This window comes from Hymenobacter sp. 5317J-9 (assembly GCF_022921075.1).
GTDB lineage: Bacteria > Bacteroidota > Bacteroidia > Cytophagales > Hymenobacteraceae > Hymenobacter.
This window is the reverse complement of record NZ_CP095050.1, coordinates 1,180,134-1,193,516: the sequence shown is the minus strand read 5'-3', so window position 1 is coordinate 1,193,516 and position 13,383 is coordinate 1,180,134. Positions and strand designations below refer to the sequence as shown.

14 protein-coding genes are annotated in these 13,383 nt (G+C 62.8%); 5 read left to right on the top strand and 9 right to left on the bottom strand.

Annotation, left to right across the window (positions count from 1 at the left end; genetic code table 11):
* Positions 1-113 precede the first annotated feature (113 nt).
* On the bottom strand, positions 114-2,702 hold the full coding sequence (locus MUN81_RS04760) for a M1 family aminopeptidase (protein ID WP_245115515.1): 2,589 nt from the start codon (positions 2,700-2,702) through the stop codon (positions 114-116).
* 97 nt (positions 2,703-2,799) lie between these two features.
* On the opposite strand from MUN81_RS04760, the gene MUN81_RS04755 reads away from it, so the two are divergent.
* From MUN81_RS04755 to frr, 3 genes are all read left to right on the top strand, one after another.
* The gene (locus MUN81_RS04755; RefSeq protein ID WP_245115514.1) at positions 2,800-3,303 is read left to right on the top strand and encodes a biotin/lipoyl-containing protein; all 504 of its coding nucleotides are present in this window, start codon (positions 2,800-2,802) and stop codon (positions 3,301-3,303) included.
* Between the two features lie 37 nt (positions 3,304-3,340).
* Positions 3,341-4,141 (top strand): UMP kinase, encoded by an 801-nt coding sequence (pyrH, locus tag MUN81_RS04750; RefSeq protein WP_190925640.1) that lies wholly within the window; start codon positions 3,341-3,343, stop codon positions 4,139-4,141.
* 98 nt (positions 4,142-4,239) lie between these two features.
* Positions 4,240-4,803 (top strand): ribosome recycling factor, encoded by a 564-nt coding sequence (gene frr, locus MUN81_RS04745; protein WP_190925638.1) that lies wholly within the window; start codon positions 4,240-4,242, stop codon positions 4,801-4,803.
* Between the two features lie 90 nt (positions 4,804-4,893).
* Here the strand turns inward: frr and nadD are convergent, their stop codons facing one another.
* The 6 genes from nadD to MUN81_RS04715 all read right to left on the bottom strand — a co-directional run bounded on the left by nadD (position 4,894) and on the right by MUN81_RS04715 (position 9,165).
* On the bottom strand, positions 4,894-5,463 hold the full coding sequence (nadD, locus tag MUN81_RS04740) for a nicotinate (nicotinamide) nucleotide adenylyltransferase (RefSeq protein WP_245115512.1): 570 nt from the start codon (positions 5,461-5,463) through the stop codon (positions 4,894-4,896).
* An 11-nt stretch (positions 5,464-5,474) separates the two neighbouring features.
* Positions 5,475-6,059 carry a guanylate kinase gene (gene gmk / locus MUN81_RS04735; protein ID WP_245115511.1) on the bottom strand — a complete coding sequence of 195 codons (585 nt, stop codon included), beginning with the start codon at positions 6,057-6,059 and terminating at the stop codon, positions 5,475-5,477.
* 29 nt (positions 6,060-6,088) lie between these two features.
* Positions 6,089-6,388 (bottom strand): hypothetical protein, encoded by a 300-nt coding sequence (locus tag MUN81_RS04730; RefSeq protein ID WP_245115509.1) that lies wholly within the window; start codon positions 6,386-6,388, stop codon positions 6,089-6,091.
* Positions 6,389-6,464: 76 nt separating this feature from the next.
* Positions 6,465-7,109, bottom strand: coding sequence for a sigma-70 family RNA polymerase sigma factor (locus tag MUN81_RS04725; protein ID WP_196290985.1), 645 nt, complete (start codon positions 7,107-7,109; stop codon positions 6,465-6,467).
* Positions 7,110-7,363: 254 nt separating this feature from the next.
* Entirely contained in the window at positions 7,364-8,383 is a 1,020-nt protein-coding gene (locus tag MUN81_RS04720; RefSeq protein ID WP_245115508.1) for a glycosyltransferase family 9 protein, read from the bottom strand.
* 14 nt (positions 8,384-8,397) lie between these two features.
* Positions 8,398-9,165, bottom strand: coding sequence for a glycosyltransferase family 2 protein (locus MUN81_RS04715; protein WP_245115506.1), 768 nt, complete (start codon positions 9,163-9,165; stop codon positions 8,398-8,400).
* A 115-nt stretch (positions 9,166-9,280) separates the two neighbouring features.
* Here MUN81_RS04715 and MUN81_RS22670 point away from each other — a divergent pair, with 115 nt between their 5' ends.
* Together MUN81_RS22670 and MUN81_RS04705 are read left to right on the top strand one after the other, a co-directional pair.
* Positions 9,281-9,511, top strand: a complete 231-nt coding sequence (locus MUN81_RS22670; RefSeq protein WP_190925624.1) for a hypothetical protein — start codon at positions 9,281-9,283, stop codon at positions 9,509-9,511.
* 109 nt (positions 9,512-9,620) lie between these two features.
* The gene (locus MUN81_RS04705; RefSeq protein WP_245115505.1) at positions 9,621-10,151 is read left to right on the top strand and encodes a GNAT family N-acetyltransferase; all 531 of its coding nucleotides are present in this window, start codon (positions 9,621-9,623) and stop codon (positions 10,149-10,151) included.
* 14 nt (positions 10,152-10,165) lie between these two features.
* Here the strand turns inward: MUN81_RS04705 and MUN81_RS04700 are convergent, their stop codons facing one another.
* Entirely contained in the window at positions 10,166-12,292 is a 2,127-nt protein-coding gene (locus MUN81_RS04700) for a matrixin family metalloprotease (RefSeq protein WP_245115503.1), read from the bottom strand.
* 78 nt (positions 12,293-12,370) lie between these two features.
* The gene (locus tag MUN81_RS04695) at positions 12,371-13,348 is read right to left on the bottom strand and encodes a glycoside hydrolase family 43 protein (protein ID WP_245115502.1); all 978 of its coding nucleotides are present in this window, start codon (positions 13,346-13,348) and stop codon (positions 12,371-12,373) included.
* Positions 13,349-13,383 lie beyond the last annotated feature (35 nt).

Here is a 13,383-nt window from a genome sequence, read left to right as displayed (position 1 = left end):
CCGAAGTAGTAGTGTTTCGTAAGGAGTCGCAAAATTAAGGCTTTTCTGACACCGGGCAAGGGATTGCGAAAAAAAAGGCGTCACTTTTTTCGCAAAAATTCGCTTACGTGCTCCTACATAAGGTTATAGAATGCTTTGAGCCGGTCGTCAGTTTCCTTCTCCCGGATGTTTTGCAGCACGGATTTCAGGTTTGGGTTGGTGGGCATGAGCAAGGCAAGGCCTTTATAAGCGCCGAGCCGGACGTCGTAACGGGAGCCGTTGCGAGCGTATTCTTCCAGAATCTTGATGCCTTTGTCGCGCTCTACGGGCGGGATGTGTGTCATGAGCGTGCCGAAAGATTGGAAATAGGCGTAGAGGTCACTTTCCCCCACATCGGGCAGGCGGCGCAGAAACCACTGGTACTGGTCGAGGCCACCATTCAGGGCATAATAATCGGCAATGGCGGGAATGAGCGACGTTCCGCTGCTGTACTCGATGGCGGCAACCTGCTGGCGGGTGGTGGGCTCGGGCTTTTTGGCCAGCACCCGCAGGGCCGCGGCTGCCACCAAAGCCGAGCTGTCGTTGAGGGCCGCGTTGTAGATGTTGGCGTAGTTACCATCGGGAAAAGTGGCCAAGGTGGTGATGGCCTGGGCCCGGACACGGGAGTTGAGGTCGGTGGTGGCGACGCGCTGGATGTCTTTGCGCATGCCTTCGGGCTCGGGGCCGCGGTAGCGGCGGAGGTGGTCGAGGGCCAAGCGGCGTACGTTCCAGAACTTGTCGTTGAGGGCGTTGCGAAGCAGGCTGCTCACCGACATTTCCGAGGTTTTGTTCTGGAGCAACTCCAGCACTTCGGCTTTCTGCTGGTAGGTGCGGGCGTGGTAGAACTGGAAGACCAATTCGTCCTGGCTGCGCTCCTCGTCAATTTGGGCCAAGAGTTGGTTTTCGCTGTCGAATTTGACCAGCGTAGGCTTCTGGCCGCTGGGCAGCGTGAAGGTCTGGTCGGCCTTGGCGACGGTGATGCGGTGCTCGGTGGGCTGGTTGCCATTGGTCCAAACAGCCACCGATACCGGCAGGCGGTAGATGGGCTGGAACAGCGTGTCCTGCACCTGCTGCACGCGCAGGGCCACCTGGCCGTTGGCGTAGCTGTGCGTGATGCGCAACTCTGGATGGCCGCGTTGCATAAACCACTGGTTGAAAAACCAGGTCAGGTCCTCGCCGGTGGTTTCCTCGAACGCAGTTCGCAGCTTCGAGATTTCGACGGCGCTTTGCTTGTTCTGGGTCAGGTAGCGGTTGAGCGAAGCGAAGAAGGCTTCGTCGCCCACGTACTTGCGCAGCATGTGCAGCACGCGGCCGCCCTTGTCGTAGGAATGGCGGTCGAACATGTCCTCCCGGTTTACATAGCGGTAGCGGATGAGGGGCTCGCGCTTGGCGGTGGCTTCTTCGAGGTAGTTGTTGAGCTTGATTTCCTGAACGAGGCTGGCCTCATCGGCGCCGTACTTGTACTCGGCCCAGAGGTATTCGGAATAGTCGGCGAAAGACTCGTTCAGGGGCAGGTTGGCCCAGCTTTCGCAGGTGACGTAGTCGCCGAACCAGTGATGGAATAGCTCGTGGGCGATGACGGTTTCGCCGGTCTGGTAGTTGGCGTCGAGCAATTCGCGCTTGGTGGCTTGCATACTGCTGCCGTGGGTGGTGGCGGTGGTGTTTTCCATGGCGCCGCTCACGTAGTCGCGCACGGCCACTTGGGCGTATTTCTCCCACGGGTATTCCACACCCAGCTTTTTGGAGAAGAAATCCAGCATTTCGGGGGTGTGGCCAAAGATGGCGCGGGCGGTGCCGGCGTACTGGGGCTCCACGTAATAATCGACGGGCTTGCCGTGCCAGGAATCGTTTACCACCGCAAAATCGCCAACCACCATGGTGGCGAGGTAGGGCGCGTGGGGCTGGCTCAGCTTCCAGGTGTCGGTGCGGGTGCCGTCGGCGTTGGCGTGCGAGGAAATCAGGCTGCCGTTGGAAAGCGTTTTGAACTGCTTCTCTACGGTCATACTAATTTCCTGGGTCATCCGCTGGTTGGGCTTGTCGATGGTGGGAAACCAGCAGGAACTGGCTTCCGTCTCGCCTTGCGTCCAGATTTGACGGGGCTTATTCTTGTCGGTGCCCAGCGGGTTGATGAAATAGAGCCCTTTGTCGGAGGTAATGGCCGCGGAGCCGCCTTGCGGCAGTTCGTTTGGCTTGGCCACGTACACAATGCGCACCTGGTAGGGCGTGCTGCGCGGGTACGGGTGGTCGAGGGCAATGACGAGCTTGCGCCGGTTGTAATTGTAGTTGAGGCTTTTATTCTTCTTCTCCCCCACCAGCTCGATTTTCTGTACGTCGAACCCCTTAGCGTCCAGCACCAGCTCCGACTGCGGGTAGAAATGCGAGCGCAGCGTGAGGATAGCCGTGCCGAGCAGGTACTGCTTCTTGTAATCGAACCGAACGTCGAGCTTGGTGTCGAGTACATCCGTCAGGATGGTAGCCGCGGGCTGCAACGGCGCCTCAGCGGGCAGCCACGAGGGCACCACCAGCCCGGCCGGCGCGGGGGCCGGCGCGGGGCTCGGTGCCGCTTTTTTGTGCACCGGCGCCTTGGACGCGGGCTTTCCCGTGCCGGGCTTAGCCCCTTGGGCCGCGGCCAGCAGGTGCACGAACAACATCAGGCTGGTAAGGCCCGGAACCAGATACTTCATGCCAACAAGAACGGGCGAAAAACGCCTCAATTTCTGAATTAATTTGAGATTTGGGCTACCTTTAACCCCAGCTTTCCTCCCACCCTATTCGCTTCAGATGCTTCAAATCAGCACCGGCTCCGGTCAACTTTGGGAAGTTGACTACCCCACCGCCGACACCGTCACGCTCAACGGCCACCCTTTTGCCTGGGACCTGGCGGATTTGGGCGAAGGCCGCTTTCACGTGCTGCACGAAGGTCGTTCCTACAACGCGGAAGTGGTATCGGTCGACTTCGCCGCCAAAAACATCGTACTGAAGCTCAACGGCCAGCGCGTGGAGCTCAACGCCAAAGACCGGTTCGACCTGCTGCTTGAGCGCCTGGGCATGAGCAACGCTGCTGCCGCGAAAGTCAACGAACTGAAAGCCCCCATGCCCGGGCTTATCGTAGACATTCGGGTGGCGCCCGGCCAGGCCGTGCAGAAGGGCGACCCGCTGCTGGTGCTGGAAGCCATGAAGATGGAAAACATCCTCAAGGCCCCGGCCGATGGCACCGTGGGCACCATCAAGGTGACCCTGCGCGACAACGTGCAGAAAGGCCAGGTGCTGGTGCAGTTTTCGTAGCCTTCGTTATTATTTCGACATCCTCATTCATTCTGACTTGAAATACAACCGCATCCTCCTCAAGCTCAGCGGCGAAGCGCTGATGGGCCAGCAGCAGTACGGCATCGACGCCGAGCGGCTGATGCAATATGCTTCCGAAATTAAGGCCGTGGCCGCCACGGGCGTGCAAGTGGCCGTCGTGATTGGCGGCGGCAACATTTACCGCGGCGTGGAAGCCGAGGCCTTCGGCCTCGACCGCGTGCAGGGCGACTACATGGGCATGCTGGCCACGGTTATCAACTCCATGGCCCTGCAAAGTGCCCTGGAGAAGCTGGAAGTGAGCACGCGCCTGCTGTCGGGCCTCACCATTCAGCGGGTGTGCGAGCCGTACATCCGCCGCCGCGCTGTGCGGCACCTGGAAAAGGGCCGCGTGGTGATTTTTGGGGCCGGCATCGGTTCTCCTTATTTCACCACCGACTCGGCGGCTTCGCTGCGGGCCATTGAGATTGAGGCCGACGTGGTGCTGAAGGGCACCCGCGTAGACGGCATCTACACGGCCGACCCGGAAAAAGACCCTTCGGCCACGCGCTTCACCGAAATTACCTTCGACGAGGTACTGAGCAAGAAGCTTAACGTGATGGACATGACTGCCTTCACGCTGTGCAAGGAGAATAACCTGCCCATCATTGTGTTCGACATGAACACGCAGGGCAACCTGCAGCGCCTGCTGGACGGCGAAGCCATGGGCACGCTGGTGAGCGACGGCAACGCCAACACCCACGCCGGCCGCAAGGCCGCCCTGGACCCCATCAATAGCCTGCTGCAGCCGCTGGTGGGCAACCAGCCGGAGCAAGCCTAATTTTTAGTTGTCAGTTGCTTGCTGTCGGTTGTTAGTTTGTACTGACAAACTGGTGGCCGGCCTGACAACTGACACCCAATAACTGACAACTAAACAAAATGGACGAAGAAATTCAGTTTTACCTGGACGACCTGGTTGAATCGATGGGCAAAGCCCTGGCCCACGTCAACGTGGAAATGAGCCGTATTCGGGCTGGCAAAGCCTCGCCGGCTATGCTCGACGGCATCCGGGTAGACTACTACGGTACCCCCACGCCCATTGGCCAGATTGCGAACATCTCGACGCCCGACGCCCGCTCGCTGTTCATCAAGCCCTGGGAGAAAAACATGATTGCCGAGGTGACCAAGGCCATTCGCAACAGCGACCTGGGCCTGAGCCCGGTGTCGGACGCGGAAGGCGTGCGCCTCAACATCCCGGCCATGACCGAGGAGCGGCGCCGCGACCTCGTGAAACAAGCCAAAAACGAATCGGAAGCCGGCAAGGTCCGCGTCCGCGGCATCCGCAAGGACGTGAACGAAGCCCTGCGCAAGCTGTTGAAAGAAGGCGCTTCGGAAGACGCCATCAAAGTGGCCGAAGAGAAAGTGCAGAAAACGACCGATACGTACATTGCCGAGGTTGAAAAAGCCCTTAGCAAGAAGGAATCGGAGATTATGACCATCTGATTGCTTGCTTTAGACAAAAAAGCCCGGCGAAAATCGTCGGGCTTTTTTTATGGCAGCGCGGGAATCAACCGCGGAGGACTGCAGATTCTTTTACTTGAGGAGTTCGGCTTCTACCGCGGCGGGCACCAGGTAGCGAATGGATTGGCCGGTGCGCAGGCTTTCGCGAATGTAGGTGGCCGAGATGTCGAGCAGGGGCGCGGCCAGCACCCGGAGGCGCGGGAAAGCGGCCGATTCAGGTAATTCGTAGCCGGGGCGCGGGTAAACGTAGATATCGACTTCGGCCAGCAGGCGGGCCGACTCTTGCCAGCGCGGCAAGCCGGGCACGTTGTCGGAACCCATGAGGAGCACAAAATCGTGGCCCGGATGGCGCAGGCGCAGGGCATCGAGCGTGGCGATGGTGTAGCTGGGGCGCGGCAGGCCGAACTCGATGGATTCGGCCCGCAGGCGGGGATTGCCGGCCAAAGCCAGTTCCACCAAGCGCAGGCGCTCGGTGTCGGGCAGCAGGTCTTTGGCTTCCTTGAAGGGGTTGTGGGGCGTAACGACGAGCCACACTTCGGCCAGGTCGGTGCGCGTGGCGAAGTGCTCGGCCAAGATGAGGTGGCCGACGTGCACGGGGTTGAAGGAGCCGAACAGCAGGCCGATGCGAGGCGAATCCGTCATCCTGCCCGCGGTTAGACGACGGCCGGCTCGGCGCTGATGAACTGGCGAACGAGCTTTTCGGCGTGGTCGGTGGCGGCGTCGAGGTCGTCGTTGACCACGGTCACGTCGAACCGGTCTTCAAACGCCAACTCGAACTTGGCCTTGTATACCCGCGAGGAAATGCTGGATTGCGAATCGGTGGCGCGGGCCTGCAGGCGCTGCTCCAGCACTTCGATGGACGGCGGGCGGACAAAAATGGCCAGCGCGCGGTCCTTATAAAAGTCCTTGATGCTGAGCCCGCCCTTCACGTCCACGTCCAGAATAGCGTGCTTGCCGCTCTCCCAGATGCGTTCGATTTCCGACTTGAGGGTGCCGTAAAAGGCACCCTCGTAGACTTCCTCCCATTCCACAAACTCGTCGTGACGAATCTTGTCCTGGAATTCTTCGGCAGTGATGAAGTAGTAGTCCTTGCCGTTTTCCTCGGCTCGGCCGCGGCGGTCGCGGGTGCAGGCCGAAATGGAAAAACTCAGCTCCGGCACGCGCTCCATGAGCCGGTGCACAATGGTGGTTTTGCCCGCGCCCGAGGGCGCCGAAAACACAATGATTTTGCCTTGCATCACGCAAAGCTAAGCCGTTGGCGCCGGTATTAGGCCACCACAGCCCCCACGCGCGCCAAAATGGACTCGTGCAGGGTGGAGGGAGTGGCGGGAGAAGGCACGCGCTGCTTCAGAAAGGAAATGAAGGTGCGTTGCTTCTCGATGTCGTCGAAGCAGGGCGAGCAATCGGTGGCGTGGTCGTAGAGGTAGTCCTCGTCTTCCGCGGTCACGGGCTGGCCTTCGATGAGTTGGTCGAGTACAGTATTCACGCGTTCGCAGTCGGGGCCATTGTCAGGAGTAGCTGCAACGGGGGCCGACATTTTGGTTTGTGTAGTAGCAGATGGGTTCATAACGAGAATACGCGAAAGGAGGTGAAAGACAACGAAATGCAGTCGAGCTACTGTGTGTGTGCTCTTGCTGGGAGGGTTAATTATTTTCGGAGTCGGTTAGTTCCGTTTCGTCGTCAATTGCGTCATTGCCATATCCCATTGATTGGGCGTATTTCTCCAGCTTATCCTTGAGAAAGTTGCGGGCCCGGTGCAGGCGCGAACGCACGGTACCAATCGGAATATCAAGCACTTTGGCCATTTCCTCATAGGTAAAGCCTTCGAGGTCGCAGAGGATGATGACGGTGCGAAAATCGACGGGCAAAGAATTTAGGGCGCTGGCCACTTCGTCGCCAATCAGGTCGCGGGCCGACTGCTGGCGCATGTCGGACGACGAAGCGCCCACTTCGCCTTCGGCCTCGACGTCGTCGGGGTTGTAATAGCCCTCAATCTCGCTGTAGTCGACTTTGGCGGGCTGCTTGCTCTTCTTGCGGAAGTCGTTGATGAACGAATTCTTGAGAATGCGGAAAAGCCAGGCCTTGGCGTTGGTGCCGGGCTCGAAGTACTCGAAAAAGCGGTACGCCTTGAGGTAGGTTTCCTGCACGAGGTCGTTGGCATCGTCCTCGTCGAGGGTGAGCCGGTAGGCAAAGTTGTAGAGCGGGTCGAGCACGGGCATCAACTCGGCCTGAAAGCGCCGGTCTTTTTCCTCTTTGCTCAGTTTGACCCGTTCGGGAGAATCGCTCATACAGGTGGGCGGGGGAAATTGTAGGCCGAAACCTACGAAAGAATAGGGGATTAGGACAAAAGAGGCTGAATCAGCAACTCGGAAAATGTGGGCGGCCGGGTTGCTTGGCACCGGCGGGAAAACGCCCAACGGGCAGCCCAGGCCTGCCCGATGTACGGATAGCAGCTTGCGCTAGGTTGCACTCCGGCCCGGAACTGCCAAACTAAGTGGACGAATCAGCCTCAGAATATCGACAAAGAGCAGTATTTCTTCTGTCACGGCGCGGGCAGAAGTGCCCACGCGGCTACCTGCGCGGCCACGGCCGCCGGCTCGATGGCCCGGATGCAGGTGCAGGCGGCCGGCTGTGCGCGGCAGTCCTGGCAATTGGGCTTGTCGAAGACCATAAATCCGGCGTGCGGGCCCAACGGCCCCCAGCGGCCGGGGTGCATGGGCCTAATGGGCGGGTAGAGCCCCAGCGCGTGGCGGCCGAGCGCTGCGGCCAGGTGCAGCGGCCCGGTGCTGCCGGCCACCAGCCCATCGGCGGCGGCAATGAAGGCCAGAAACTGCGACAGGCCAAGCTGACCAGTGAGGTCGGCGGCAAGAAAGGCGGCGTTTTGCTGAAGCCAGTCGGCCAGCTCCTGCCCTTCGGCGGCCGTGCCCGTGATGAAAACGCGGTGGCCGGCCCGATGCAGGAGCTGGGCCAACTGCCCAAAATTATCGAGGCCCCACTCTCGGGCACTGCCCCGGCTGCGCGGGTGCAGGATGACGTTGAGCTGGCCGGGATGGCGCTGCTGCAGCAACTGCTGCAACGCGGGCGCCAGGGGCTCGGTGGCCTGCAGGCGCACCAGCTTGGCTACTTCGGGCAGCGGCGACGGGCCTATGAAGCCCAGGGGCTGGAGCAGCTGCAGGTTGAGTTGGGCTTCGTGCAGGGGTGAGTGGCGGCGGCTGAGGGCCACCAGCCGGTTGCAGGTGAGCCAGTGGCGCCAGCGGTTGCGCGTACCAATGCGGACCGGGATATTAGCTTTTTGGGCCAGACGAGCCAGCAGCTTGTTGGGGAAAACGTGGATGATGGCCGCGGCGGCCTGGCGCTGCAATGCAACTACCTGCTCCGGCTCGGACAGCTTCACCAGCTCGTCGAGGTTGAGAAAATCATCGACCCAGGGGCAGGCCGCCGCCACGGGCGCCGTGTAGGTGCGCCCGATGAGCACCACCCGGCAACCCGGAAACAGCTGCTTGAGCTGCCCGGCTACCGGCAGGGTCAGCACTACGTCGCCAATGGCATCGGTGCGAGACACGAGGAAGGTCTGGCTCATGCTTCGGCGCTTTCGGTACGGGTTTTCAGCTTGGCGAATTTCAAAAACACGCCCCAGGCCGAAATGCCGGCAATGCACAGGCCTGCGAACCCGTCAAGCAGACCCAGCCGGAAAAAGTAGCCGTGCACGAATTTCCAGAGCGGCTTGAGCAGCAGGTGGAACAGGTTCACGTTGGTTTTGCCGCGCAGGGCCAGCTCCTGGGCCGTGATGCTGGTGAACTTGTTGAGCTGGCTGATGTGCTGCGCGACGCTGTGGTAGCTGTAGTGCAGGGCGTCGCCGGCGAGGTGGCCGGTGGTTTGGCCGGCGTCCACTTCGTACCGCTCGTGCAGGAGCAGGCCGGTCCAGCGGCCCAGGCGGCGGTCGTAGAGGCGCAGCTTGCGGTCGGGGTACCAGCCGCCGTGGCGCACCCAGTGGCCGCAGTAGTTGGTGAGGCGGGCCAGCGAGTAGGCCGCGTGCTGCCAGTCGGCCTTGGCGGCGCGAATGGACTGGCGCAGCTCCTCTGTCAACACTTCGTCGGCGTCGAGCTGCAGCACGTGGTCGAACCGCGCTTGGCTGGTGGCGTAGTTTTTCTGCTCCACGTAGCCGGCGAAGGCGTGCTGAATGACGCGGGCGCCGTGCTGCCGGCAGATTTCGACGGTGGCATCGGTCGAGAAGGAATCGACTACCAGCACGTCGTCGGCCACGTTGCCCAGCGCCTGCAGGCAGCGGGCAATGTTGGCTTCTTCATTGAATGTGATGATGACGACGGAGAGCGGGACAGGCATGGGCAGGCAAATATCCGCCGTTTTTGTTAGCCAATGCCACCGCTTTGCCCGTGATATTTCCGTATGGCAAGCCGCACTCCGTGCGTAACTTGCGCCCGCATTCGTTTCCCCACACATGAAAAAAACGCTCCTCCCCGGCCTGCTGGCCGCTGCCCTGCTGTCGTTCACGCTGCCGTCCTGCGGTCCTTCGGCCACCGAGGGCGACGATGACATTGCCACCACCGAGCTGCCGCCCCTGCCCGCCGCGCCCGACACCACCAAAGGTGCCAAGCAGCCCGAGCAGTACCGCGAGCTGAACTCGGTGAATGCCACCGAAGACATCAAAAAGATGCAGCCCCAGATGTAATCCGGCTTTTTGCTGCTGAAACAGTGAGCAATGAATGATGCCGCCTGCGGCGTTTTTCATTGCTCATTTTTTGTTCGCGGCTTTTTCTTACCCTTTCACTCTTCCTGCTTTGGCCACTGATAACTACACCATCCGTCGCGGCGTCGAAGCCGATTTGCCCCAGGTGCTGGGCCTGATTCACGAATTGGCCCTGTACGAGCGCGCGCCGGAGGCCGTGACCAACACGCTGGCGGCCATGCAGCGCGATGGCTTCGGGCCGGCGCCCATCTTCGGGTTTTTCGTGCTCGAAAACGACGCGGCCGAAATCATCGGGCTGGCCTTGTTCTACACCGCGTACTCGACCTGGAAAGGCCGGATGCTGTACCTGGAAGACCTGGTGGTGACGGAATCGGCGCGGCGCGGCGGGCTGGGCCGGCTGCTGTTCGACGCCGTGGTGGCCGAGGCCCGCGCCACCGGCGCCGTGCGCCTAAAGTGGCAAGTGCTGAACTGGAACGAGCCCGCCATCGGCTTTTACCAGAAGCTGGGCGCCACCATCGAGCAGGACTGGTTCAACGGCAACCTCGACGAAAGCCAACTGGCCAGCTACGCCGTGGCGCCCGCCGCAGCGGCTGCCGCGCAGCCTACCGGGCGCCGCTTCTAGCTTACGGGCCCCGCTCAGTAGCGCACAAATTTGCTGGTGCCGGATTTGCCCTGTGCGTCCTGCCAGAGCAGCACGTAGAGCCCCGGCGCCAGGCCCGAAACGGTGATGGGCACCACGTTGAGGCCCGCCGACAAATTGAGCACCGACGTGCGCACGCGCCGGCCCACGCGGTCGAACACGCGGAACGTCACGATGCCATCGGCGGCAGCGGGGTATTGCACGCGCAGCTGCTCGCCGGTCACGGGGTTGGGAAAAACCGAAAAAGTGGCGTTGGCGCCATCGGTGCTGAGTAAGATGGGGGGCGCGTTGTCGAGCGTGCCATCGGGCCGCTGCAGGCGCAGGCGGTAGTAGAGCAGGCCGCCGGGCACGCTGGCGTCCACAAACTGGTAGGGGCCGCCGGGCGCGCGGTTGGCCACCGTGCCCAGCCGTTCCCAGGCGGTGGTATCGCCGGAAGTGCTGCGCTCCACCACAAAGCCGCTGAGGAAGCATTCGTCGCGGGTGGCCCAGCTGAGGGTGACGCCTGTACCCACCGCGTATTGCGCCCCCAGACTGGTGAGGGGCGCAGGCAGCAGCGCCGGCCCGCCACAGCCCAGGGGCCGGAAGCTGCGCACGCGCAGCACCTGGCGCCCGCCGGCCACGTCGCTCGCCGGGTTAAGGCTGCGCGACAATTGCCCGAACGACACGGCGTAGTGCATGATGGCGCCGGGCAGGTTGAGGTGGTTGAGCTGGTGGGCGTGGCCCAGCTCGTGCACGGCCACCGACTCAAAGTCGATTTGGCGCAAGGTGCCGATGGGCGGGGCCGGCCCAAACTGGAAGTTGGCGCCGTCGTCGAACTGCATGTCAATTTCCTTCACCCAAAACACCACCTCGCCGTTGGGGGCGTAGCAGCCGCGGTAGTAGCTGGAGGTGCGGCCCAGCACCGAAGTGGGCAGTTCGGCGCCAGCATCGAAGGAGACTACGTTCTGGCCATCTTCGGCCACGGTGTTGGTGGTGGCGGGCGCGTCTACGTCCCAGTTCATGCCGGTCTGGCAGCGCCAGGTGGCCAGCGCCCGCTGCCAGGCGGCCGAGGCGGCGGCATTGGCCACAAAATTGGGCCCGAAACGAAAGCTGATGCCGCCGCGGGCGTTCAGAACCACATGGTTGGGGCGCTGCAGCAGGGTGCCGTCGGTGCTTTCCACGTTGCTAAGGGCGTAGATGACGGTAAGCGTGCGCGTGCTTTCCACGCTCGACTGGTCGGCAGTGGTGACGCGGATGGTGCCGGAACCCGCCGGGTGGCCGTTGCTCACGGGCGAGCCCCCATTGGCGGCCGAAGGCACTTTTACTTGAATAAGGGTATTGCTCCAGCTCACGTAGTCGGCGTCGCGGGCTTTCACGCGGGTGGCGCCGCCGTCGTCGGCATTGCGAAACTCCACGAAGCCCGTGCCGCGGCTGTTGCCGAAACCGTCGCCCACAATGCTGAGTACCGCGCCCGCACCGGCCGGCAGGCTCAGGGGCGAGAAGCTGGCAATGGTGGCCGCCGTGGTACGCCGAGCCGGTGCGGGCGCGGCCGTAGGACGGGCCTGTAGCACCAAGCGCTTCTGACCGGTGTAGCGCGTTATTTCGGCGAAGAAAGCCGCGTCCAGCGCCGGATAGGTGCGGAAGGGCTCGGCCGCGGTTTGCTCCTCGGCATTGAAGGCAATAAAGCCCTGTTCGCTGCCGTAGGGCGTGAAGGCTTGGCCGGCCACTGTCAGCCCGGCCCACGGGGCGCGCTGCAAAAACAGAATGCCCTGCTGGCCGGGCGTCAGGCGCAGGGTGTTGGTGAGCACCTGCTGGTCGAGCCCCAAGCGGCCGCCTTCGGTGATGAGCACCAGCCCGGCGGTGTCGGCCGCCTGGCCTTTGAGCAGCGAAAACACCCGCAGCCGGTGGCGCGTAAACAGCCGCGTGTGCTCAGCATTCCAAAAGCCCTGGGCGTCGAGTACCTGCGCCTCCACCACCAGCTCCGACTGCCGGGCGCGCTGCTCCGGCGCCAGGGGCAGCATGAGGCAGTGCAGGTCCGGGGTGGGCGCCTGGGCGCGGGCCGCACCGACTCCCATCCACTCCAGACTCAGCAACAAGGCCAGGCACAAGCTGGCTCCACGAAAAAACGGTAACGAAACCAGCATAAGCGAAGAATTATCGGGCAGCCCAAGATACGAGAAAGCGGCCGCCAGCGACTTAGGCCCCTCCCGGAACGATGCCAACTACTGCCCCACGGGCGCCGGCTGCGGCTGCCACGAGGGCGAGCCCCCGGCCACCACGGGCCAGCCATCGGCATAGGTGAGGCGGTCAAGCAGCAGCACGCGGCGCGAGTAGCCCTCCGAGTCGTCGATGGCGTCGAAGGTGGGCTGGCGCGGGTCGATGGCGTGGTAGGCCAGCCAGTCGTGGCCGGCGGCGTCGGTCACCACGCAGTTGTGGCCGGGGGCGTGCCAGTGGGCATTGGCGGCCAGCAGGGCGGTGAGGGGGTTGGCGCTGGCCGCGGCGTAGGTTTCGAAGGGGCCGGTGGCGTGGCGGGCGCGGGCCACCAGCACGGCGTAGTGGGCATCGGCCCCGCAGCAGTTGTCGCCCGAGAAGAAGAGGTAGTACCAGCCGTCGCGGTAGTGCACCCAGGCCGCCTCTACCAGGCGGTGGTAGTCGGCGGGGTCGTCGCTCGCGCTGGGGTACACCACGGCGCGGGCCTCGCTGCCGGGCAGGAAGCTGAGCCGGTCTTCGGCCAGCTCGCGCACCCAGATGGGGCCGAACCCCGAGCCCCAGTACAGCAGCCGCTGCCCGGTGGCGGGGTCGTCGAAGGCCATGGGGTCGATGCAGGTGAAGCCGGGGCCGGGCAAGAAAGGCTGGCCGCTGTCACGAAATGGGCCGGCCGGGTCATCGGCCACGGCCACGGCCAGGCTGAGGGAGTCGGCGCCGTCGGGCCGGGCCGAGTAGTAGAGGTAGTAGCGGCCGCCGTGCTCGCTCACGTGGGGCGCCCATATTTTCTGGCTGTGGCGGGCCCACACGGGTTTTTCGGGCAATCCTTCGCCGAGGTAGTCCCAGTTCACCAAGTCCGACGAGCGCGCCACCTGCAGGTTGATGATGACGCCGGCCCGCTTGGTTTGGGTGCCGTAGGCGTAGTACCAGCCATCGGTGGCGCGAATGATGGTGGGGTCGGGGAAGTTGTCGTCGAGGATGGGGTTGGTGTACATAGGCCGGGCGGCGAGAATACGGGGCCGCGCCCCCT

Excerpts from the sequence above, each read along its gene's own strand:
- MUN81_RS04760 (WP_245115515.1), bottom strand. The coding sequence starts at position 2,702 with ATGAAGTATCTGGTTCCGGGCCTTACCAGCCTGATGTTGTTCGTGCAC.
- MUN81_RS04755 (WP_245115514.1), top strand. The coding sequence starts at position 2,800 with ATGCTTCAAATCAGCACCGGCTCCGGTCAACTTTGGGAAGTTGACTAC.
- frr (WP_190925638.1), top strand. The coding sequence starts at position 4,240 with ATGGACGAAGAAATTCAGTTTTACCTGGACGACCTGGTTGAATCGATG.
- nadD (WP_245115512.1), bottom strand. The coding sequence starts at position 5,463 with ATGACGGATTCGCCTCGCATCGGCCTGCTGTTCGGCTCCTTCAACCCC.
- gmk (WP_245115511.1), bottom strand. The coding sequence starts at position 6,059 with ATGCAAGGCAAAATCATTGTGTTTTCGGCGCCCTCGGGCGCGGGCAAA.
- MUN81_RS04730 (WP_245115509.1), bottom strand. The coding sequence starts at position 6,388 with ATGAACCCATCTGCTACTACACAAACCAAAATGTCGGCCCCCGTTGCA.
- MUN81_RS04725 (WP_196290985.1), bottom strand. The coding sequence starts at position 7,109 with ATGAGCGATTCTCCCGAACGGGTCAAACTGAGCAAAGAGGAAAAAGAC.
- MUN81_RS04715 (WP_245115506.1), bottom strand. The coding sequence starts at position 9,165 with ATGCCTGTCCCGCTCTCCGTCGTCATCATCACATTCAATGAAGAAGCC.
- MUN81_RS22670 (WP_190925624.1), top strand. The coding sequence starts at position 9,281 with ATGAAAAAAACGCTCCTCCCCGGCCTGCTGGCCGCTGCCCTGCTGTCG.
- MUN81_RS04700 (WP_245115503.1), bottom strand. The coding sequence starts at position 12,292 with ATGCTGGTTTCGTTACCGTTTTTTCGTGGAGCCAGCTTGTGCCTGGCC.
- MUN81_RS04695 (WP_245115502.1), bottom strand. The coding sequence starts at position 13,348 with ATGTACACCAACCCCATCCTCGACGACAACTTCCCCGACCCCACCATC.